The organism is Chitinophaga sp. 01L420, from assembly GCF_056399985.1.
Window position 1 is genome coordinate 419,394 of record NZ_JBFTSK010000002.1, and the last position, 21,979, is coordinate 441,372.

17 protein-coding genes are annotated in these 21,979 nt (G+C 41.4%); 7 read left to right on the top strand and 10 right to left on the bottom strand.

Going from position 1 to position 21,979, the window contains the following annotated elements; all coding sequences use genetic code 11:
• Positions 1-113: 113 nt before the first annotated feature.
• Together AC1DP6_RS03520 and cls are read left to right on the top strand one after the other, a co-directional pair.
• Positions 114-1,067, top strand: coding sequence for a carotenoid biosynthesis protein (locus AC1DP6_RS03520; protein WP_477053595.1), 954 nt, complete (start codon positions 114-116; stop codon positions 1,065-1,067).
• Positions 1,068-1,089: 22 nt separating this feature from the next.
• Positions 1,090-2,568, top strand: coding sequence for a cardiolipin synthase (gene cls, locus AC1DP6_RS03525; RefSeq protein WP_477053596.1), 1,479 nt, complete (start codon positions 1,090-1,092; stop codon positions 2,566-2,568).
• 5 nt (positions 2,569-2,573) lie between these two features.
• On the opposite strand, the gene AC1DP6_RS03530 is transcribed toward cls, so the two are convergent.
• The 5 genes from AC1DP6_RS03530 to ybeY form a co-directional block, all read right to left on the bottom strand.
• Positions 2,574-2,990, bottom strand: coding sequence for a hypothetical protein (locus AC1DP6_RS03530; protein ID WP_477053597.1), 417 nt, complete (start codon positions 2,988-2,990; stop codon positions 2,574-2,576).
• 118 nt (positions 2,991-3,108) lie between these two features.
• Entirely contained in the window at positions 3,109-4,473 is a 1,365-nt protein-coding gene (locus AC1DP6_RS03535; RefSeq protein ID WP_477053598.1) for an outer membrane beta-barrel protein, read from the bottom strand.
• Positions 4,466-5,053: an RNA polymerase sigma factor gene (locus tag AC1DP6_RS03540; protein WP_477023843.1), complete on the bottom strand. Its 588-nt coding sequence runs from the start codon at positions 5,051-5,053 to the stop codon at positions 4,466-4,468. The genes AC1DP6_RS03535 and AC1DP6_RS03540 overlap by 8 nt, the downstream gene beginning before the upstream one ends.
• Before the next feature lie 362 nt (positions 5,054-5,415).
• Positions 5,416-7,284 carry a tRNA uridine-5-carboxymethylaminomethyl(34) synthesis enzyme MnmG gene (gene mnmG, locus AC1DP6_RS03545; RefSeq protein WP_477053599.1) on the bottom strand — a complete coding sequence of 623 codons (1,869 nt, stop codon included), beginning with the start codon at positions 7,282-7,284 and terminating at the stop codon, positions 5,416-5,418.
• A gap of 822 nt (positions 7,285-8,106) precedes the next feature.
• Positions 8,107-8,532: an rRNA maturation RNase YbeY gene (ybeY, locus tag AC1DP6_RS03550; protein WP_477053600.1), complete on the bottom strand. Its 426-nt coding sequence runs from the start codon at positions 8,530-8,532 to the stop codon at positions 8,107-8,109.
• A 163-nt stretch (positions 8,533-8,695) separates the two neighbouring features.
• On the opposite strand from ybeY, the gene AC1DP6_RS03555 reads away from it, so the two are divergent.
• Complete coding sequence (locus AC1DP6_RS03555) at positions 8,696-8,932, top strand: FeoA family protein (RefSeq protein ID WP_441578170.1); 237 nt, start codon at positions 8,696-8,698, stop codon at positions 8,930-8,932.
• A 1,998-nt stretch (positions 8,933-10,930) separates the two neighbouring features.
• On the opposite strand, the gene nadA is transcribed toward AC1DP6_RS03555, so the two are convergent.
• Positions 10,931-11,887, bottom strand: a complete 957-nt coding sequence (gene nadA, locus AC1DP6_RS03560; RefSeq protein WP_441578171.1) for a quinolinate synthase NadA — start codon at positions 11,885-11,887, stop codon at positions 10,931-10,933.
• Between the two features lie 817 nt (positions 11,888-12,704).
• Here nadA and AC1DP6_RS03565 point away from each other — a divergent pair.
• Together AC1DP6_RS03565 and AC1DP6_RS03570 are read left to right on the top strand one after the other, a co-directional pair.
• Positions 12,705-14,792, top strand: a complete 2,088-nt coding sequence (locus tag AC1DP6_RS03565; protein ID WP_477053601.1) for a peptidylprolyl isomerase — start codon at positions 12,705-12,707, stop codon at positions 14,790-14,792.
• A 144-nt stretch (positions 14,793-14,936) separates the two neighbouring features.
• Positions 14,937-15,443: a DUF2480 family protein gene (locus AC1DP6_RS03570; protein ID WP_477053602.1), complete on the top strand. Its 507-nt coding sequence runs from the start codon at positions 14,937-14,939 to the stop codon at positions 15,441-15,443.
• Here the strand turns inward: AC1DP6_RS03570 and corA are convergent.
• Both corA and AC1DP6_RS03580 read right to left on the bottom strand, forming a co-directional pair.
• Positions 15,440-16,546 carry a magnesium/cobalt transporter CorA gene (gene corA / locus AC1DP6_RS03575; RefSeq protein ID WP_477053603.1) on the bottom strand — a complete coding sequence of 369 codons (1,107 nt, stop codon included), beginning with the start codon at positions 16,544-16,546 and terminating at the stop codon, positions 15,440-15,442. The genes AC1DP6_RS03570 and corA overlap by 4 nt on opposite strands.
• Before the next feature lie 328 nt (positions 16,547-16,874).
• Positions 16,875-18,134, bottom strand: coding sequence for a DUF3472 domain-containing protein (locus AC1DP6_RS03580; RefSeq protein ID WP_477053604.1), 1,260 nt, complete (start codon positions 18,132-18,134; stop codon positions 16,875-16,877).
• A gap of 274 nt (positions 18,135-18,408) precedes the next feature.
• Between AC1DP6_RS03580 and AC1DP6_RS03585 the strand changes: the two genes are divergently transcribed.
• Positions 18,409-19,005, top strand: a complete 597-nt coding sequence (locus AC1DP6_RS03585; RefSeq protein WP_477053605.1) for a type 1 glutamine amidotransferase domain-containing protein — start codon at positions 18,409-18,411, stop codon at positions 19,003-19,005.
• A 36-nt stretch (positions 19,006-19,041) separates the two neighbouring features.
• Here AC1DP6_RS03585 and AC1DP6_RS03590 read toward each other — a convergent pair whose 3' ends face one another.
• A complete protein-coding gene (locus AC1DP6_RS03590; RefSeq protein WP_477053606.1) occupies positions 19,042-19,437 on the bottom strand; it encodes a septal ring lytic transglycosylase RlpA family protein in 396 nt (131 codons plus the stop codon).
• A 49-nt stretch (positions 19,438-19,486) separates the two neighbouring features.
• Positions 19,487-20,008: a DUF2867 domain-containing protein gene (locus tag AC1DP6_RS03595; protein WP_477053607.1), complete on the bottom strand. Its 522-nt coding sequence runs from the start codon at positions 20,006-20,008 to the stop codon at positions 19,487-19,489.
• Between the two features lie 153 nt (positions 20,009-20,161).
• On the opposite strand from AC1DP6_RS03595, the gene AC1DP6_RS03600 reads away from it, so the two are divergent.
• Positions 20,162-21,898 (top strand): thiamine pyrophosphate-dependent enzyme, encoded by a 1,737-nt coding sequence (locus AC1DP6_RS03600; protein ID WP_477053608.1) that lies wholly within the window; start codon positions 20,162-20,164, stop codon positions 21,896-21,898.
• The last annotated feature ends 81 nt before the right edge of the window (positions 21,899-21,979 follow it).

Below are 21,979 nucleotides of genomic sequence, written 5' to 3' on the forward strand. Positions count from 1 at the left end.
TAAAGTTAAAGCCCCTGTTTCCGAAAGAAACAGGGGCTTTTCTTTTTTGGGGAAGTCGGGTTTAAAATAGAAGCTATTGATTCACTATCTTCAGTACATCAAAATGCGTGCGTATGCTTCCTTTTGCCAATATGCCTTACGGTAATGCGCCTGGCTATTGCTTTCCGGTAACAGAACTTTGTATGTATGCTTTGCTGCTTATTTGCGGCTGGGATGCCTTTAAAAAAGGTACAGGACATGTATCCTGGCTACTGGGTGCATTGGGCTTTGGCCTGCTGTTGGAATATGTAAACGTAGCCACCAATAGCGGGTATGTATATGGCCAGTTTTGGGTAATGCTGGGAAAAGCTCCCCGCAACATTCCTTTTTGTATTGGGTGCGGCTGGGCAGTGATCATATACTCATCCCGGTTATTCACGGATAACTTCGCGCTTCCTTTATGGGCCGCTGCTGCATTCGATAGTCTGCTGGCATTGAATATTGATTTGAGTATGGATGTAGTAGCCTATCGCCTCCACATGTGGCACTGGGATTGGATAGGTAGAGGTTATCCCACAGAAACCCTTACAGGGCAATGGTTTGGCGTACCTTATGCGAATTTCTATGGCTGGCTGCTGGTCGTATTTTTCTATTCGTTGTTTGGCAGACTACTGGAAAAAGTATCTGTTGCCACTACGTGGAAAGCCATACTCCCTCTGCTTTCTATCATCATTTCCCAGGTGGCGTTGTGGGTGGCACTGTTCCCGCTGGCCGACTTATTGAAACAACTTTTTGGTATCAGCAGCATGCATAGGCTGATCGCACTATTGGTATTACTTGTGGCGTTAGTCATCTCCGGATATATAAAAAAAGGAAAAACAGGTGTTCATTACTTTCCATTGGCAGCATGGATTGTTCCGTTATGGTTCCACGTGTATTTTCTGGCGTGGTTATTTCTGGGAGGCTTTGCCGGAGAAAACAGCCGGATGACTACCTTTTCTATCTTCAATGTGGCATTGGGTATGCTCATACATCTACCGTTATTAATAAAAAAGAGACCCGTAACCATTTTAGCGGAAACGCGTTAATAGTATATCTTGCTTACAGTTTATGAAAACGCTTATCGGTTATCTTACAGGAACAGAGTGGCATCCTTATATTAAAATAGGTAGTAGCATTTTGCTGGTGCTTATTTTCATTGGCCTCGTAGCCACTATTCTGCTTGAAAACCGCAACCCGGTTAAAGCCATTGCATATATACTGCTGCTGGTATTTATTCCTGTTTTAGGGCTCATTGTTTATTATTATCTGGGCAGGGATCTGCGCAAAAAGAGGCGATTTACGCTAAAAGGCAGTAAAGATGAAGGGTTGTTTTCCCGATACTGGGAGTCTCAAAGAAGTGAAATAGAGCAAATGCAGCTGGAGCTGCGGCACCTGGCAGGAAATAAGCAGGAGCTTTCTGCCATGTTGCTGAATACACGGCAATCTGTTTTAAGTAAAAACAACCAGGTACAACTGCTGATCAATGGAGAAGAAAAATTTCCAGCTGTTTTTAGTGCCCTCCGTGCTGCCAAACACCATATACACATAGAATATTACATGATTGCTGAAGATGATGTAGGCAATGAAGTCACCGAAATACTGATTGAAAAATTAAAGGTAGGTGTACAGGTACGTTTGCTCTATGATGATATGGGCAGTGATCGCATTCATGCTATCCCGAAACGTCTGAAGGAGCATGGCGCCAGTGTATATCCCTTTTCACCGGTGTTGGTAGATTTCTATCTGAACGCCAACTACCGGAATCACCGGAAAATAATTGTGATAGATGGCACCGTAGGTTTTGTAGGTGGCATCAACCTGGATGAGCGCTATATCAACAATGGCAAGCACGCCACCTTCTGGCGCGACACACATCTCAGGATTGAAGGTGATGCCGTAAACATCCTGCAGCTACAGTTTTTAATGAGCTACCGATATTGCAGTAAAGAGGTATTTCCCTTTGCAGAACCTTATTTCGTAAGATCAGGATTAACAGGTACCTGTTTTACAGATATTGTTGCCAGCGGCCCGGATTCCGAATGGCCGGTGGCCATGCAAACCATCCTGATGGCGATTAACATTGCCAAAAGGAGGATACGTATTACTAACCCCTACTTTATTCCCACAGAAGAACTGTTGACAGCCCTGCAAATGGCTTCACTGGCAGGCAAGGATGTACAACTGATATTACCGTTGAAGGGTGATTCTTACATTGTGCAGCATGCAGCGCTTTCCTATCTTAAACCATTGCTGGCAGCGGGCGTGAAAATATTTTTTTATACCCGTGGCTTTATTCACGCTAAAACGATGGTGGTAGATGATAACCTGGCCTGGGTGAGTTCAGTTAATTTCGATAACCGCAGCTTTTACCTGAACTGCGAAATAGGCGCGCTCATCTACGACAAAGAAGTGGCAGGCAAGCTAAACCGGGCATTCGAAGATGACCTTTTGTATGCTGTTCCCGTGCAGGAAACGCGGTGGAACAAGCGTAATTTGCTCAAGCGGTTTATGGATGCCGTGTGCAGACTCCTCACACCGCTATTATAAGGCCCCTAATCCTTCTCTTCGTCCAGGTCGAGGAACTCACCGTTATCTTCTTCGAGATCTTCGTGCCTGTCGCCTCCTATGCTGTAAATATTATTTTCTTCGTCTTCCTCACCTATTGCTTCGTTCTCATCATCCAGTTCTGCTCCTGGAACATCGAGGTCATCGCCTACTTTATCTTCCCGCCAGGTTTCTTCCTGTTCGTTCGATTTATCAGCGGGTTTTCTCTTTTCAGTGGGTAATTCACTGTTATGCCGGAAAGAACCAGTTACAGCATCCATGTCTACATCCACTTCTTTATCCCGGTTCCGTTTGCTCATGATATCTTCTCCGGCGGGATATTCAGGATAACCGGGAAATTCTTCTTCATCCTTTTTAACGGGTTTGTGATCTCCCTTACCTGGTTTGTTATCTTTATTGCTCATAATCAGATCTTTTAGTGTGTACAATGCTGAAAATGCCGTGCCACATACAGTAGCAGGCATTGTATTATGATGGATAACAAGATAGTATAATGATTGTTTAACATCCTCAGGACGCTGGTCAGCGCTTCTTACCCACCAGGTTTAATTGAAAAGACACACCGGCGGAGTATAGTTTCACCTGTCCCAATCCTACCCCATGCAGTGGAATTTTGGCGTAAGGTTGTACCCCAATGATTAAGCGCCTTCCTGCCGGATGCTGGTATAATGCGCCCACATTTAAAATAGCGAGGTAATGTTGATTTTGATTCTCTACCGTTTTCTCCCACTTGGGATAATATTTATAGATATACTGATATTGTTCTTTCAGCATAAAATAGTTCGACACGCCAAGCGTAGCACTTAACGTATTGTTATTTACCTGCAGAAAGGTATAGTTCATATTCACGGGTATATCCAGCACATCACAATTGGCATTTACTTTCACCAGATCATAAGGTACTGAGCCGCTGGCGGGCGGCGTATAATCTTTATTGGTAGCTCCGTATAGTTTCTTACTGTACACGGCACCGGTGGTAATAAACCAGCGGCTGTTGAAATAGTAATTTGCCAACACACCTACATTAAAACCCACTTTCCCATAATTCAGGGAAGGCGCCACATTCAGATCTGGTCCGAGTGTAACACCTATAGACAATCCTTTTGAATTGATTTTCCGTCGTGGTATTTTTTTATTCAGATCCTGCTGAATGTCTTTATTTATAGGTATTTCAGCGATGTGTAATATTTTCGTATATCCGTTAAGGTTATTGACATTTTTTATTTTAATAAAGTTGATTTCATTTTGCTTAACAACGATAGCACTATCTATGTTTGTTTGTTTTCCACCTGCGGTGCTGATATCCGGGTTATAATGTCCGTTTGCTGTTATATTTTTTTCCGGGAGATGATTACCTGGTTTGTTGACTGTTTTGTTGTTTGATTCGTTTTCAGGAGATGTAGATGTACTCGACAGATGCTTTTCAGTTTGTTTTATCGTTTCGTTATTAAGTTTGTTTTCGGGAGATGCAGATGCGCCCGACAGATGCTTTTCCGATTGCTTTATTGCTTCGTTGTTTGATTTGCTTTCAGGAGATGTGGATACACCCGGCTCCTGCTTTTCTGTTGATTTATTGGTTTCGTTATCTCGTGTAATTCCGTTTGATTCGGGTATTACTTTATCCTGACCACTTCTGTGCAATACAGAAGTTTTTTGCGCAGAAATAGCAGCACGTTCCTCCTTCTTATCAGGAGTAGATGACTGAATGATCCACCATCCCATACCTCCCAGGAGAGGCAATAGGAAGAGCCACCACCAGCCTACCGGGCGTTTGTTCTTATCCCCGGCATCCAGCAGTGATTCCATTTTTGTCCAGGCATCCTGGTCAAAAGGAATATCAGCTTCATTCAGCTTGTTACGGATGCTATTTTCAAATGCGTCATTCATTTTTGTATAAGGGCATATTTACGTCCACTCCATCAGATGTCCCCATGGATGCTTTCGTAATTCTTTCTTTCAGTATTTTTTTTGCTTTAAATAAATTTGATTTGGAAGTTCCTTCAGATATGCGCAGCATGGCAGCTATTTCCTGGTGCTGGTATCCTTCCATAATATACAGATTAAACACGGTTCTGTAAGCCGGTGGTAATAACTGTACATGTTTCAGCAGTTCTTCATAGGATAGCTTATCTATTATTTTCTCATCTGTTCCTGGCTCTGGTACCTGGTTAATATCATCTACAAATACAAGTTTCTTTTTACTTCTTAAAAAATCAATTGAAGTATTCACCATGATTTTAGCCAACCATGTTTTAAATGATCTGCTGGTATCAAATGATTGAATGTGTTGAAATATTTTAAGGAATCCGTCATTCATGATTTCAACTGCCTCTTCTCTGTTTTGTGCATATCTCAGACAAATGCTTAATCCATACCCGAAAAAATTCCGGTATAACGCTTCCTGACTGCTGCGTTCTTTTCTGCAGCAACCGGCAATCAGATCATTAATATTGTTCAGCTCCTGCACAAAAATATTCTTGTCTGCTTTTTGTATTAAATGCGTTTATTGATGTCCTTCTGAAATAATTGTTTGATTTTGGTTTTTAAAAAATCAAATCTGATTACGGATACGATCAGCGAAGAAAAAAGGTTGCTTTCGGTTTAAAAAAACATTTCCACTTCAAAAAACGCATTTTTAGCCCTTTTATTCGATTCGACCTTGTTTTTAACACTTATATCCGGCTCTTTACAGATATACGAAATTTAAGCACTTTCCGGAGGTCGATTTTTGGGCATTTTCCCGCTTTTTTTGTCCTTTTTGACCTTTCAACATAAAAAAAGCGGACAAACTGTAAAAACAATCTGTCCGCTTCAAAACGTTTATTTTTCCTATCTCCCCATGTATACCATCAGGATTTGTACATCACTTGGATTAACTCCACTTATGCGACTTGCCTGACCTAAAGTATGCGGACGTATTTTATTAAATTTTTGTCTTGCTTCATTTGATAAAGAAACGAGTTTGGCGTAATCGAAGTTGGAAGGAATCACGAGGTCTTCCAGCTGACTCATTTTTTGCACTAACTCATTTTCCTTTTCAATGTATACATCATACTTGATCTGAATTTCTGCTTGTTCCAGGGTATCCTTATTGAATCCGGCGAGTGCCTCTGCAATTCTGGGTACCTGGTCTTTTATGGAGAAAATATCCAGGTTTGGACGCAACAATATCTGGTGCGCTTTCTGTTTTTGCGTTAGTGGAGCAGAGGATCTGGCTTCTAGTAATGCGCTTATTTCTTCCGGTTCTACTGATAATTCTTTCAGTATACGCTTGATCTTTTCTACGCCGTCTCTCTTTTCCTGTACTTTTTCCATTCTTTCTGCAGAAGCCAATCCCATTTTAAAGCTTCTTTCTGTTAAACGCAGATCCGCATTATCCTGGCGAAGTAGTGTTCTGAACTCTGCTCTGGAGGTAAACATGCGGTAAGGTTCTTCAGTTCCTTTATTAATCAGGTCATCTATCAGTACACCAATGTAAGCTTCACTTCTTTTCAATACAAACGGAGCTTCTTCTTTTGCTTTCAGATGGGCGTTGATACCAGCCATTAAACCCTGGCAGGCAGCTTCTTCATATCCGGTAGTACCATTTATCTGTCCGGCAAAAAACAAGTTCTGCACATGTTTAGTTTCCAGGGAAAACTGAAGTTGTGTAGGTGGAAAGAAGTCATATTCTATGGCATATCCAGGTCTGAACATGCGGCAGTTTTCAAACCCAGGCACCAGGCGCAGGGCTTTCATTTGTACATCTTCAGGTAAAGAGGTAGAGAACCCGTTCACATAAATCTCTACAGTATCCCAGCCTTCCGGCTCTACAAACAGCTGGTGGCGTTCTCTTTCTGCAAAGCGGTTGATCTTATCCTCTATACTTGGGCAGTAACGAGGACCAGTACCTTGAATACGTCCCTGGAACATCGGAGATCTGTCAAATCCGGTACGGAGCATTTCATGTACGGCTTCGCTGGTATAAGTAATCCAGCAACTTCTTTGCTGGGCGGGTTTAATTCTCTCTACATCCAGGTAAGAGAATCCAACGATTTCTTCATCTCCCTTCTGCTCTTCCATCTTGGAATAATCCAAACTTCGTCCGTCAATACGGGGAGGTGTTCCTGTTTTCAAGCGATCACTTTCAAATCCAAGTGATACTAATTGTTCAGTGATGCCAGTCGCTGCTTTTTCAGCTACCCTGCCTCCTCCGAATTGCTTATCGCCAATATGTATTACTCCATTTAAAAAAGTACCATTGGTGAGTACCACCGCCTTTGCCTGGATCTCATGTCCCAGTCCTGTAACAACACCATGGCAACGACCATCTTTCACCAAAAGACCTTTTACCATATCCTGGTAGAAGTCTACGTTTGGCGTTTTCTCTAACGCTTCCCGCCATTTTGCGGCGAAAAGCATGCGGTCATTTTGCGTACGGGGACTCCACATAGCTGGTCCTTTTGAACGGTTCAGCATCCGGAACTGGATCATTGACTGATCCGTTACTATTCCAGAGTATCCGCCCAAGGCATCAATTTCTCTTACAATTTGTCCTTTGGCAATACCTCCCATTGCGGGGTTACAGCTCATTTGAGCAATGGTTTGCATGTTCATGGTCACCAGTAAAACCTTGGAGCCCATATTAGCAGCAGCGGCAGCGGCTTCACAACCAGCATGTCCGGCGCCTACAACAATTATATCGTATGATGGAAACATAATAACTTTAGAAAGTGCAAAATTACGTAGAAGAAGGCAGATTGTTCTTAGAAAGTGYAATGTTCCACGTGGAACATTCCTGCTTCTCTTTTATTATCTCAAACGAAGGTAGCTTTTGTAAATCTAATTAGATGTTCCACGTGGAACATCTCCCTAATCCATAAAAATAATTCCGTCAAGAAAAAGACTATCTCCTGGGAAATATTCCAGAGAGCTTATAGTGTGTCTATTTTGCTCTCCCTCATAGAAGATAACAATGAGCTAAAATCTATCAAAGAGAACTACATTTTATATGGAGGCTTTTTTATAAAGCCTAACTCTTCAAAAAATCAAAGCCGACTATGATTCGCAAACAGGAGGACCAATAAATAAAATGTACCTGATTCCAGAAACACTATATTCTCTAAAAGTCCAACAAATAAAATGATGGAAGGGATAATACCTTCCCTTTAGACATCTCAACTCCAGAAGGTCGATTAGCTAAATACCAATACATTTCCTAACAATCAGACAGATGTTCCACGTGGAACATCTTACCATCTCCTGCAGCCACTTCATCAAAGCGCAAAAATATCTGCTTCACATTCGACTCTAAAGAACAATCACCTCCACCATTCAAAACACTAGCATCACCTGAATGGGAAAACAATGTTTCACGTGGAACATTCGCAAACTCGTAAATGACCTCCTTCCGACCCAAGAAATAAACATATCCCTTAATCGCAAAAACTACCGCCCACATGTTTCACGTGGAACGTCCTAAAATGAGAAATGTTCCGTTAGGAACATTTCAACCCTTTAATATTCTTGATAAAAAATAAATTACTTCCCAAAATACTTCTTCAGATACTCATCTTCCTTGCTCCTCATCAACGCCGCATCCTTCTTACTCTTATCTTTAAATCCACATAAGTGTAACGCTCCATGGAAAATAACCCGATGTAATTCTTCGTTTACCTTTGTTTTAAACTTTTCTGCATTATCCAGGACCCTATCTATGCTGATGTAAATTTCACCTTCGGTGATCTCCGGATCCTCTCCCATTTCAAAAGTTACGATATCGGTGTACGTATCGTGCTGTAGGAATTGCTTGTTAATCTCCAATAAGTATGCGTCTGAACAAAAAACAAAATGCAAACTTTTTAAACCTTGTCCTTCAACTGAAAAAAGGTCAGCCAGGAATAACTTCAACTTCCGCTTCTCCTTTAAATAATCTTTTACCTCGTGCGATGTAAATTGAACTGCCATTTATACTAAAAAAATTAAGTGGATGTAAAAGTAAAATGAAATTTTGGATTGGGGCGACCTTTCTTTTTGCATATTGACTGTACAAGGGTAACTTTGCTTATCATTCATGGATGAGCATCCCAATTGTCCCGGAACAAAGTTTAAACAGATTAATAATCAGGATATGAAAAAGGGCGTTATAAAGTTATCTTCCCTGACAACGGGAAAAAGTGCAGTAATAATAGAATTCGCAAAAGATGATCTTCATATTAAACTGATGGAAATGGGCTGCGTACCAGGTGAAACAGTTAAGATCGAAAAAATTGCCCCGCTGGGAGATCCTATTTCAATTATGGTAGCGGGATATAACTTATCGCTTAGAAAAACTGAAGCGGATCATATTTGGGTAGAGGAAATTTAGTTTTCCTCTACTTTCTTTCTTCCTTCCACAAGAAAAAATTGTTTTTCTATCCTAAAAACAAAAAAAAATTTGAAAAAATGCCTCTTTTTTCAAAATAATACCTTTAAGCGCTCTTATTTTCATTTAAAAAGTCAGAAAAAATAATTTTTTCCGACCTTCTCTCCTTCTTTTTTTTGCAAGAAAAAAAATCATTTCATTTTTCCACATCTTCTCTCTCTTTTTGCTCTTTTTATCTCAAAAAAGCCAAAAAAATCTGACACTTTTCACATTTACTGGCTTTACGCGGGAGCTCAGGCACTAAAAAAAATCTTCGCGACCAACTTTTCCACATAAAAAGAGCTGCCCATCTGAATTTTATTCCACTTCTTAACAAATTAAAAATGAGTCGTCTCACAGTACGATAAAATCTTCCAAAACTCTTTTTTCCAACACAAAAATTAAATTTTACATCCTCAGCAGCTTCATTTTTTCTAATTTACCATTACTTTATCCACATACTACTTTGCTTTTCACCACCTGAATCCAAAACCTAACCAACTTAATTTCCAATTTTTCGCCAGGCCTCACAAGACTAAATCCCAAAACCATTCCCCTGGACACCAAAAAATATTAACCCTCGGCGCTCTTACTATGTCCTGAGAATTTGCTATTTAATTTTGCCTTCGACACATCTACCAAAATTCCAAATAAGCAAATCTCAAGGCATCAACGGCGGCAGGAGAATCGATTCGACAGCCCTTTTTCGGACAAGTCATTCGCCTTCATCAAAATATCAAAACCTCAGCGCCCTCCCAATTGTCTTAGGCTTCCACGAAAATCCTTAACCTCGGCACCCCCTGAAATAATTCAAAATATTGAGATCTCAGGGCATTCCATTTGCGTTGAGCTTCTCTCAAAAATACCGTTATCAGTATAAATATAAAACCGATACTAAATATTAAAATCTCAGCACACTCCCTACCCGCTGAGATTTCAACCAATAATCGTCCTTAGAGATTATTGGAAAAAGACTTTAAAAAGAGAAATCTCAGCGCACTCCCAGTGTGCTGAGACTCCGCCATAATTTTCTATTTGATAATGGCTACAAAACCAATTATAAATATTCAATTCTCAGCAGACTTGTAGGGCTATGAGCTTTAAACAGAATTTTCTTTTTTCGATTAGTCTCAAAAACATAAAATCCATAAGATTCTCAGCGCCTTGGCAAGACGCTGAGAATCTTATGGATTTTATGTGTCACGGGATACCCCAATGCACATTCCATTCTCAGCACACTACAAGCGCTTTGAGAATTGAATGAAATACAAAATCCCGGGGTACCCCAATGATTTGACAAAATATTGGATTCTCATGGCACTTTTTTAAATCAATTACTGCTGTTATGCGAATCCATTATTTAGCGCAAAAATGACCTGTTGAAGAAGTATACAGCCGGTTGCGCACCTGCGGGAAATGAAGCTTAATTGTCGAAAAATTAAAACAAGTGGAAAAATTAAATGGGCTGAGAATTCGCCATTCGATTCGATATCGGCATAACCCAAGGGAAACAAAAAATATTAAAACCTCAGAAGCTAAAAAAAATATACACTCACAAGCTCCTGGAATAAAATTCTGAACATCCGTTCATCAAAAAATAAAATATCAAAACCTCACAAGACTATCAGCGCTCTGAGATTTTGATATTCAAATAATTCCTTCACTTACCCAATGAAAGAAATTTTTTTTAGATTCTCAGCGCGCTGAAAATTAATTTCAGTTCGTTTTTAACATCAACCGCAAGCCCCCCTAAAGTTTCCAGATATTGATTTTAAAGGAATTGATACAGGTGCGGACGAAATATACAATTCTCAAAAGCTTCGTAACACGCTGAGAATTAATCGATTCGAATACAAATACGAAGGCCTTGAGAATATTAAATTCTCAAGGCCTTCCGCATAATCATTATTTATTATTACTATTAAATAGTATTCGAATTTATTTGAAAATCAGATAGTTATATCAAAGTCCAGCTTGTGCACTTATTTCTAACATGCGCTCAATTGGCTTTTTTGCCGCTATTCTAAGACTTTCTTCCATCGTAATCTCCGGTTGTTCGTATTCCATGCACAGATACAATTTTTCCAGTGTATTCAATTTCATGTGTGGGCAGTCATTACATGCGCAAGCATTATTGGGTGGAGCTGGAATAAAAGTTTTACCAGGATTATCCTTCTGCATCTGGTGAAGTATTCCGGTTTCTGTCACCACGATGTATTCCTGGGCATCGTCCCGGTGACTGAATTTTAGTAATCCTGTTGTAGACCCAATGTAATCGGCGATGGCCAATACAGCTGGCTCGCATTCCGGATGCGCTATCACCTTGGCTTTCGGATGACGAATCTTCAATTTTGTGATCTTTTCCAGGGAAAAAATCTCGTGTACCATGCATGCTCCGTTCCAAAGGACCATGTCTCTACCCGTTTTTTTGATCAGATAGGCCCCTAAATTCCTGTCAGGTGCAAAGATGATCGGCTGGTTGTGAGGAACGCTTTCGATGATTTTCTCGGCATTGGAGCTCGTGCAAATGATATCGCTGAGTGCTTTGATACCCGCAGAGCAGTTGATGTAAGAAATCACGATATGGTCCGGATAACGGTCCCGGAACTTCTTAAACAGCTCTGGAGGCGCACTATCGGCCAGTGAACACCCCGCTTTCAGGTCCGGTAAGAGTACTTTCTTCTGCGGACTCAGAATTTTTGCCGTTTCCGCCATAAAATGTACTCCGGCGAAAACAATCATATCTGCATCCGTTTTGGCAGCCTGCTGACTAAGGCCCAAACTATCTCCGATGTAATCCGCAATATCCTGGATATCTGGTTCCTGGTAATAGTGAGCTAGTACGATAGCGTTTTTTTTCTTTTTCAGATTTTCTATCGCTTCAAACAAATCCAGGGAGGGATCGACTGATATATCCAAAAATCCGTTGTGTTGCAAATTTTTTTTCGCTTCAGCGATYTCCATAATCATAGCTATATACTTCTTTAAATATTTAAAAGAAAAAGCCCACTACTATTAGGGCTGTGAATATGTGGAAATTAAATTTCCGGCTCGTGTACAAATGTAGTTGTTATTCCTTTTTACTACGCTTTCCACATGAAATTAACATGCTCTTTCCGCGTCATTACTGGTTTTTCTTACTTTCATCCACATAGGTGGATATCCTTGTTGGTGAAAATCTTTTTGTTCAACAGGGTATTAGGAAAATGTTAAAAGATGGCATTTGCTATCCACAATTCACATCTTCATTTTTTAAGGGTAAATTTAACCACAATAACAAAATTAGTTTTACCTCTGGGCAAGGGTACCTTTTCCCACGTTATTTTACGTTTTACAGGGGTTTTTACACATCAATTGTGGAAAAGAATTGGTTGGGAATGAAAAATGGTCAAAATGCATACACGTCTAAATTAGCCCTGTTTTATTCACATTTTTATGTGGATTATAAAAAACGGCTTTTTAACATTTGTGAATAACCCTTTCATGTTATTATCACCCTGCTTTTGCGGAAATACCAGCTACAGTCAACGTTTAAAAACATTAAAACCTTGAAAAAAAATAAGTTGTTAATAAAGCGCCCATGTGGAAAACCTGTGAATGATATATAGTCCACAAAAGTGTTATACCATCCTGAAACCCTTTGCTGTATTGAGTTTCAGGGCAAAAAATACTCTTTTGCAGTTACAGTTATTTTATTCTATTTTTGCTATCCTTAAAAATGTAGACTATATAATATATGTCAGTAATTCAGAAAATCAGGGACAAGTACGCCGTCATGATCGTTGTAGTGATTTGCCTGGCTATTGTTAGTTTCCTGTTGCAGGATGCCTTTTTTGGCAAAAGTTCTCTCACCCGTCGCAGTACAAGCGTGGGTAAAGTAAATGGTGAAGATCTGGACTTAGCAGACTATCAACGCCGCATTCAGGACGCAGAAAATGGCGCCCGTCAGCAAATGCCTAATATTGACGATCAAACACGTCAGTATATCCGTGAACAGGTTTGGAACCAGTTTCTGAATGAACAAATTATGCAGGCTCAATACAAAAAATTGGGTATTGTGGTAACTGAAGCAGAAGTGGTAGACCAGATCCGGGGTAAAAACCCTAATCCGGTAGTTGTGCAGCAATTTACACGCGATGGTCAGTTTGATCGCGCCGCTTTACAACAAGCTATTGCACAGGCAGGCACCAATCCTCAGATCCGTGAAGGGTTGCATCAGCTGGAAAGCTATATTTCCAAATACCAGGAACAACAGAAATATGTAACCCTTGTTAAACAAGGTGTATACTACCCTAAATGGCTGGCAAAACAACAACAGGAAGATAACAGTCAATCTGCTGCTATATCTTATGTAAGCGTTCCTTATGCTACCATTTCTGACTCCACTATTAAAGTAACAGATGCTGAACTGGATCGTTTTATCCAGGATCACAAACAGCTGTTTAAAGTAGAAGAATCCCGCAAAGTAGAATATGTGTCATTTGATGCTATTCCTTCTGCTATAGATTCTACTGCTGCCATCCAACAGATTGTTGCGATGAAACAAGAGCTGGATACTACTAAAGATGTTGCCGGGTTTATTAACCGGAATTCTGATATTAAATTTTACGACGGATATATTTCCAAAAACGAAGCAAAAGTTCCTCAGAAAGATTCTATCGTGAATTTGCCTGTTGGCGCGATCTTCGGACCATATTATGATAATAACCTGATCGTATACGCGAAAATGGTTGATCGTAAAAATATGCCGGATAGCGTGAAAGTTCGCCACATCCTGATTGGATCCTCTGCTCAGGGTGGTTTGCCAGATTCTATTGCTAAGAAACGTGCTGATAGCATTGAAGTCGCAATAAGAGGTGGCGCTGACTTTAAAGCATTGGTAAATCAATACAGTGATGATCCAGGCAGTAAACAAACAGGTGGTGAATACGATTTAACTCCTTCTTCCCAGTTTGTTCCTGAATTCAAAACATTTGCTTTTGATGGTGCTAAAGGCCAGGTTAAAGTGGTGAAAACCCAGTTTGGTTACCATGTAATTGAGATTATGGATCAGAAAAATATTGGTCCTGCCATTAAAGTGGCTTATCTCGGTAAATCTGTAGAAGCAAGTAAAGAAACCAATAACATGGCTTACAGCGGTGCCAGCGATTTCGCAGGTAAGAGCCGTTCTGCTGCCAACTTTGAGAAAGCAGTACAGGAAAGCAAATTGAATAAAAGAATTGCTGACAATGTTCGCCCTATGGATTTTGTGATCCCAGGTATAGGACAATCACGCGAACTGGTACGTTGGGCTTACGAAGCTAAGAAAGGCGATGTGAGTAACGTATTCACTTTCGATGATAAATATGTAGTAGCGGTTTTAACAAGTGTTCGTAAAGAAGGTACTGCTCCGCTGGAAGATGTTAGACCTCAGGTAGAAGCTGAAGTTAAAAAACATAAGAAAGCAGAACAGATCATTGCTAAACTGCAAACTCCGGCCAGTCTGGATGCAGCAGCTAAAACTACTAACCAGCCAGTGCTGAAAGCGGAAGGTGTAAATTTTGCTACTCCGTTTATCGCTTCCCTGGGTTTTGAACCACGCGTTGCGGGTGCTGTTTTCAATAAGAAATGGGGTACCGCCAGTGTATCTGCTCCTATTGAAGGAAATGCCGGTGTATATGTAATTAAAGTAGATAGCTTCCAGCCATCTGCTCAACCTGCTCAGGACGTAACCGCTCAGCAGGCTGCATACGAACAAGGGGTTAAATCCATGCTGGATCAACAACTGTTTGAAGTGCTGAAAAAGAAATCTGATGTGAAAGATACCCGTGGTAAATTTTTCTAGACCGCTACATTTTTTACTGACATAAGAAGAAGGGAAGCAGCAATGCTTCCCTTCTTCGTTTTGGGCCCTTTCCCCACCTTCTATACCACTTATTCACATTCCTGCACCGATATTCGTAAATTTGTATCCTTAAATAAGGACAAAATGGACGAAATCATAAATAAAGTCGCGCTGAGTGGATTGGAAACCATAGATCTGGAGGATTATTATCCACAGGGAGAGACTGTGATCTTTGATATGAAAGATTACCTCTTTATGGGGCTCATCCTGAAAGAAAAAGATTTTCGCGCTTCCCTGCAGTCGCTCGACTGGGAACAATTYCGTGGAAAAAATGTGGGTTTAATCTGTAGTGTAGATGCAGTGATCCCCTTATGGGCATATATGCTGGTGATGACTAACCTGGAATCCATAGCAGATTATGCTGCCTTTGGAGATGCTGAGTTTATTCACAAAACACGTTATCTGCAAAACCTCGCGAAAATTGATGTAGCATCCTTTACAGACAAAAGAGTAGTAATAAAAGGATGTGGGGATAAACGTGTGGGAGAAATTGCCTACGCAGAAATTACCCGCCTGCTTCGCCCGGTGGTAAAAAGTATTATGTATGGTGAACCCTGTTCTACAGTGCCTGTATACAAAAAGAAGGGCTAGAACCAGCCTCTTTTCCTGAAGAAGAAGATCATCAATAATAATAATATACCCATTCCCCCTAAAGTATAATAGTACCCGTGTCTGGTTTCCAGCTCAGGCATATAATGAAAGTTCATGCCGTAAATCCCGGCTAAAAGTGTTGGCGGGGCCATCAAAGTGGTTACCACCGCCAGCACTTTCATTATTTCATTCATTTTCAGGTTCAGCTGTGTATGGTACATTTCCTGTAGGTTCAATACTGTATCCCGATAGTTATCTGCCAGGTCATTACATTGAATAATGTGATCGTACACGTCTTTATAATACTTAGTCACTTTATCTTCCAGCAGATCACTTTCACTTTTCAGGAAGCCATTTATTAACTCTCTCACTGGCGAAATAGCCCGCTTGAATAAAAATACCTGCCGTCTTAGGTAGTTGATACGAGCCAGTGTGCGGGTATTGGGCTGATGTTGTACCAGGTCTTCCATCATTTCTATCCTTTCTCCCAGCTTATCCATTACAATAAAGTAGTTATCCACAATAACATCCAGCAAGGAATAACACAGGTAATCCGCTCCCCCATTGCGTATCCTGGAGCCTTTCAACAAAAGTTTAGTTCGTACCGGATCAAATACGTCCCTGGTAGGATCTTCCTGGAACGAAATCACGAAAYTTTTGCCCAGAACAATGCTTACCTGCTCCATATCTACGGAGGATGTTTCACTATTAAAGTAAATCATGGGAAGCAAACAGAACATGCGATCATTGATTTCATCCATTTTTGCGCGCTGTCCTATGCTGAGTATATCTTCTTCTATCAGTGGATGTATCAGGAATTGCTCACAAACAGCGTGGATTTCCTCTTTTCTGATGCCATCAATATTAATCCAGCTGAGTTGCGAGGACTCCATATATTTGAAGGTATCTTCTACCTTATCCAGTACCAGTTCAGAACAAAGACTTGTGTTATAGTCAAAAACAGTGATTTTACTATTATCCGCCGGCTTACGGAGTGCCACTCCTTCTGCCGGATTAAAATTCATGATACGTTGCTTCTTCACTTTGAATGGATTCAGGACTTGTRCTACGCCGGGAATAGGCAGTTTATTTTTTAATGCCATACGCAACTGATGTTATCAGGATTTAAAACCGAATTTAAAGTAAAAATTGCTTAGTAGCCGTTAACAGAAAGAATTATGCCCTTTCTCAAAAGGCGTCGAAAATGCCCCACATCACCAGAAAATCGTCGTGCGCATGAAAAAATAAATGCGTAATGTCTGTCCTATGGGGTATGTAGACTAATTAAAATGAGCATTTATCTCCTTATATCATTGACAAATAGGTGATTAATATAATTTTAGGAAGATAAAAAAGGAGGATGTATCAGATAAATGATACATCCTCCTTTTTTTCCAGTTGCCTGGTTGCTTTATGGAAAGAGAAGCTGTTTTAGAACTTCGGAAGCTCTATCACTGGTGGCGTTCCGGTTGCTGGCCTTTCAAACAGATCACCATATTGCGCATTTGCAGGTTTAAATCCGCTGTTCCATAAATAGAACCATCCATTTTCTGCACCGCCGCCATAATCAAGACGATCTTTTGCTTTAGCGGTGGCATCGTTGGAGAATTTTGCTTTTGTCAGTTCTATCCATTCACCGGTATTGGTTTTTATCCAGTGATTGCCGAAATATCCTTTGCGGCCCAGGTGTCCGTTTTCAAAAGAGAAATTTTCCAGGAAAGAATAAAGGTGCCCCATGTATTTACCATCTTTAGGCGCTCTGAAACTGGCGATCAGCTTCCACTCTTTATGCTCAGGAACATAAAAATAAGCAGTATAGGTAGTGGTATTACCAGAGGGAACGCTGTGCATCAGGAAGCGATAGGTATCACCAGCTTTCCAGTTGTACACCCAATGACTATGACCGCCGGTACCTTCTCCGCCAAATCCACTCGCATCTACACTATCTCCTTTTGCCAGCATTACTACCTGATCTTCGTACTTTACTTTGCTGCGTTCCTGTGGTTCTCCTCCTGCATCCCAAACAGAAAAAATCACTCTTCTTTCGGTAGGAGAGTTTACCTGCATACCAAAGTACCCACGATGAAAACCACATGACATGAAATAAGTACCGAGTTTGTCTTCTCCTTCCGGCACTTTGATTTCTCCATAAAACCACTCTACATTTTTACCTTCCGGAACAGGGTAGTTTAAATGTACAGAAGCCGCGCGACGCCAGGGTTTGGCGTTAAATTGTATATCTTTTGTTGCAGCACCCGTTAAGGAAACGGCCTTCACATCTGCATACACGGACCCTGTTTTTTCTATGCCTTTTAAAGAAACGCAATAGAAACCAGGCTTTTTAATATTCGTTTGCAGAACAGGAATATTTACAAAGTCATTATTGTTAGGAATGCTTATTATTTTTTCATTTCCATTTACGGACACGCTTACTTTGCTGGCTGCATCTGCTTTTGCCAACAATGCCACTTTAAGCGGACCAGTAGTAGCGGCATGAAAATAAAAATTAACGGTGTTACTATTACCGGTCCAGTGTATGACGCCTTGGTTATGACTGATGTCTACATTTTCTTCTACCGGATCGGCATAGGCGGCAAAGCCGGGAAGTTCTATGGCGGGAGCCTGTGCAAAGGCATGATCAGCAGCCAGGCAAATAGCCAGCAATGCTGAAAGGAGTGTTTTCTTGTTCATTGTTCTGTAATTGTATATCAACAAATAAAGTAGCATCTGTTTCCAAATGCAATTTTCTCCGTAAAAAATTACAAACGAATGAGAAAGCAAATTGGACGCATATGCTACGGTATGAGTAAGAAATTATACAGCCCCGCAAACGCACTGATCTTTTACAATGGTCTGCCGGCGTCACCACTTGCAACGGGAATTGTTTTTGAGGTTGAAGACGATGGCATGAAGGGTATCTTCTGCCGAAGGCTAAATATTATAACACTATATAAAATAGCATCTTATGGAAAATCAATTAAAAGGAAAGAAAGTAGCTATTGTAGTAGCGAATGGGTTTGAGGAAGTGGAACTTACCAAGCCATTGGAAGCATTAAAAGAAGCAGGCGCCACTGTGGACATTATATCACCAGAAGAAAAAAGCGTGCGTGCCTGGGCGGAAACCGACTGGGGAAAAGACTATCCGGTGGATAAGAATATAAAAGATGTGATTGCGCAAGACTATGATGCGTTGGTATTGCCAGGAGGTGTGATGAATCCGGATCACCTACGCACCAATGATCGCGTGATTGCTTTTGTGATCGGATTTTTTGATGACAGCAAACCTATTGCAGCCATTTGTCATGGCCCATGGACGTTAATTGAAACCGGAGAATTGGATGGTCGTAAAATGACGTCTTTCAAATCATTGAAAACAGACCTGGAGAATGCAGGAGCATTGTGGGTAGATGAGGAAGTGGTGACTGATAATGGTCTTGTGACCAGTCGTACGCCGAAGGATTTACCTGCGTTTTGTAAAAAGATGATCGAAGAAATTGCGGAGGGAAGACATGATCAAAGGGGAAATAGTGCCAGGCATGGTGGTGTGCATCAATTGGGGTAAATAAACGTTACAGGAGTGAGTCACCTCACTCCTGCTCTATTTTTTCTTTTTCGGCTTTTTGTATTTCACTTCTACATTGGCAACGCCGGTATTCAGCATTCCCAGTTTGGACGCGGCTTTGTGTGAGAGGTCTATGACACGTCCGGGTGCAAAAGGACCACGGTCATTGATGCGCACTTTTACACTTTTACCATTAGCGATGTTAATAACAGTTACGCGTGTACCAAAAGGTAAAGTTTTATGTGCTGCGGTGAGTTGTCGCTGATGGAATGTTTCGCCACTGGCGGTTCGTTTGCCATCGAATGAGTCTGCGTAATAGGAAGCCTTTCCTGTTTCGGTAATTTTCCGGCTACAGGAAGTAGTTACTGTTGTTATCAGGATAACTAGCAGCAATACAACATTGCGTTGTAAGGGCGCAGGGATAGGTTTCATTGGTAGCGATTTAGACAATGCTATAAAAATAGTCAATTTTCTGTGGCTTTTAGCTGCCGGCTGCGCGTAATTGATGAATGGTGCTTTTTATCATTGCCGGAACAATGAGCCGGTGGAAAGGCTTTACAAAGAAGAAATAAATTTTCCCCAGGCGGTTGTTGAAATGCACAGCAGTTGTACAGAGTAGTTGTTGGTCTGCCGGCTGTTGCTGCAGATAAAGTGAAACGCGGAAATCAAGGTGCTTGTCATTTTCTCCCAGAATTACTTCTTTTTCATTCTTGTCCATGATTTTAAAGATGCCTAATTGGTCGCCACAGTTAAACGTTCTGGGGCCTTTGTGAGTTGATCCTTTACCGGTTTTAAGACCAAAGGGGCTTACTATCAGGTCTCTTATGTCCTCCAGTTTTTTGATCCAGTTGGGAGCTCCGATAGAAAAAGCAATTGCTGTTTGCGTAATGCTTACTGGGTGAGCAGTAGAAATGTTGGAAGCAAAGCAATCCTGATAGTGAATGGTAGTCATTTGCTTGTACAGCAGGGAGTCTGTGGGCAGGGCAGGTTCTAAAACAGTCATATAGATTGTTGTTTCTAACGCAAAATTAACGGTAGTAGCACCATTATGGGCATTAATTTTTATTTGCCATGGCCTGCTTATTGAAAGTAAGGAGGATGAACAATGTGGGAAAGCAACTGTTTTTATCATTCATACATCAGTAATACAAATATTATGGCAAAACTTGTAGCGGATCAATTAGTGGAGATGCTGGCATCTGCCGGCGTTAAGCGCATTTACGCGGTTACCGGCGATAGTTTAAATCATATAAACGATGCGGTGCGCCGTGATGGCAGGATACAGTGGATACATGTAAGACATGAAGAAGTGGGAGCCTATGCAGCTGGTGCCGAAGCACAGTTAAACGGACTCGCCTGCTGCGCCGGTAGCAGTGGCCCAGGGCATGTCCACCTGATCAATGGTTTGTACGATGCACACCGCTCAGGTGCTTCTGTGCTCGCCATTGCATCTACCTGTGCGACCAATGAATTCGGGAGTGATTATTTCCAGGAAACGAACACCATCAAATTATTTGATGACTGCAGTTGTTATAACCAGGTGGCCACTACCGCGGAACAGGCGCCCCGGATGATGCAGGCTGCCTTACAGCATGCGGTGCATAAACATGGGGTGGCCGTATTTGGTTTACCGGGAGATGTGGCAGCCGCGGATGCTAAGGATATTCCTACCGCTACCAGGTTGTATCATCCACGTCCGGTTATTTGCCCTTCCCCACAGGAATTAAAAGAGCTGGTGGAGTTATTGGGCAGTGCCCCAAAAATAGCGATTTATTGCGGGCTGGGAGCTGTTCCTGCCCATGATGAGGTCGTAGCCCTCTCTCAGTTGCTAAAAGCACCTGTAGCCTATTCATTTCGCGCTAAAATGGGCATACAGTATAATAATCCCAATGAAGTAGGCATGACCGGCCTGTTGGGCCTCGCATCGGCTTATAAAAGCATGCATGAAGCGGATGTACTGTTGCTACTGGGTACCGATTTTCCTTATACCCCTTTCCTACCTGAGAAAGCTAAAATTGTGCAGATAGATATTCAGCCCGAAAGACTGGGCCGCAGAATTGCATTAGAGATGGGCCTGTGTGGTGATATAAGCGACACCCTGAAAGCGCTGTTGCCCATGCTGAAAGAAAATCCCGACCGCAACTTCCTGGATTCTATGGTAGAATTTTACCAGGAAGTGAGAAAGAAAATGCAGACTTATGTAGATGATAACGGAAAAGAAGATGCTATCAGCCCCGAGTTTGTAGCTGCCACGCTGAATAAGATTGCCGCCGATGATGCCATATTTACAGTGGATACCGGTATGACGAATGTATGGACGGCGCGCTACCTGGAGGGAACCGGAAAGCGGACATTGCTTGGTTCCTTCAATCACGGCTCTATGGCCAATGCTATGCCGCAGGCTATCGGCGCAGCTTTGGCGCAACCGGGCCGGGAAATATTTGCTTTATGCGGAGATGGTGGTTTGACCATGTTACTGGGTGATCTGATGACCATTAAACAATATAATCTTCCTGTAAAAGTGATTGTATTTAATAACCGTGCGTTGGGTATGGTGAAACTCGAAATGGAAGTTGCCGGATTACCTGACTGGCAAACAAATATGGTAAATCCTGATTTTGCTGCGGTAGCAGTAGCGATGGGCTTTACCGCATTTACCATTCACAAGCCAGAAGACGTAGAAACCGTATTGGCACAAGCCAACAAAACTGCCGGCCCCGTATTGGTGAATGTATTTACTAATCCGGAATCACTGGCGATGCCGCCAAAAGTGGAGTTTGCCCAGATGAAAGGGTTTGCACTCTGGATGGGGAAACTGATTTTAGGAGGAAGATATGAGGATGTATTTGATGCGGTAAAATCAAATTATAAGCACCTGAAAGATGTACTATAGAATGGAAATTACGAATTACGGATTTGTGGGAAGAAAACATACCTAACCTCTCTTATTCGTAATTCGTAATTTTCAATTCGT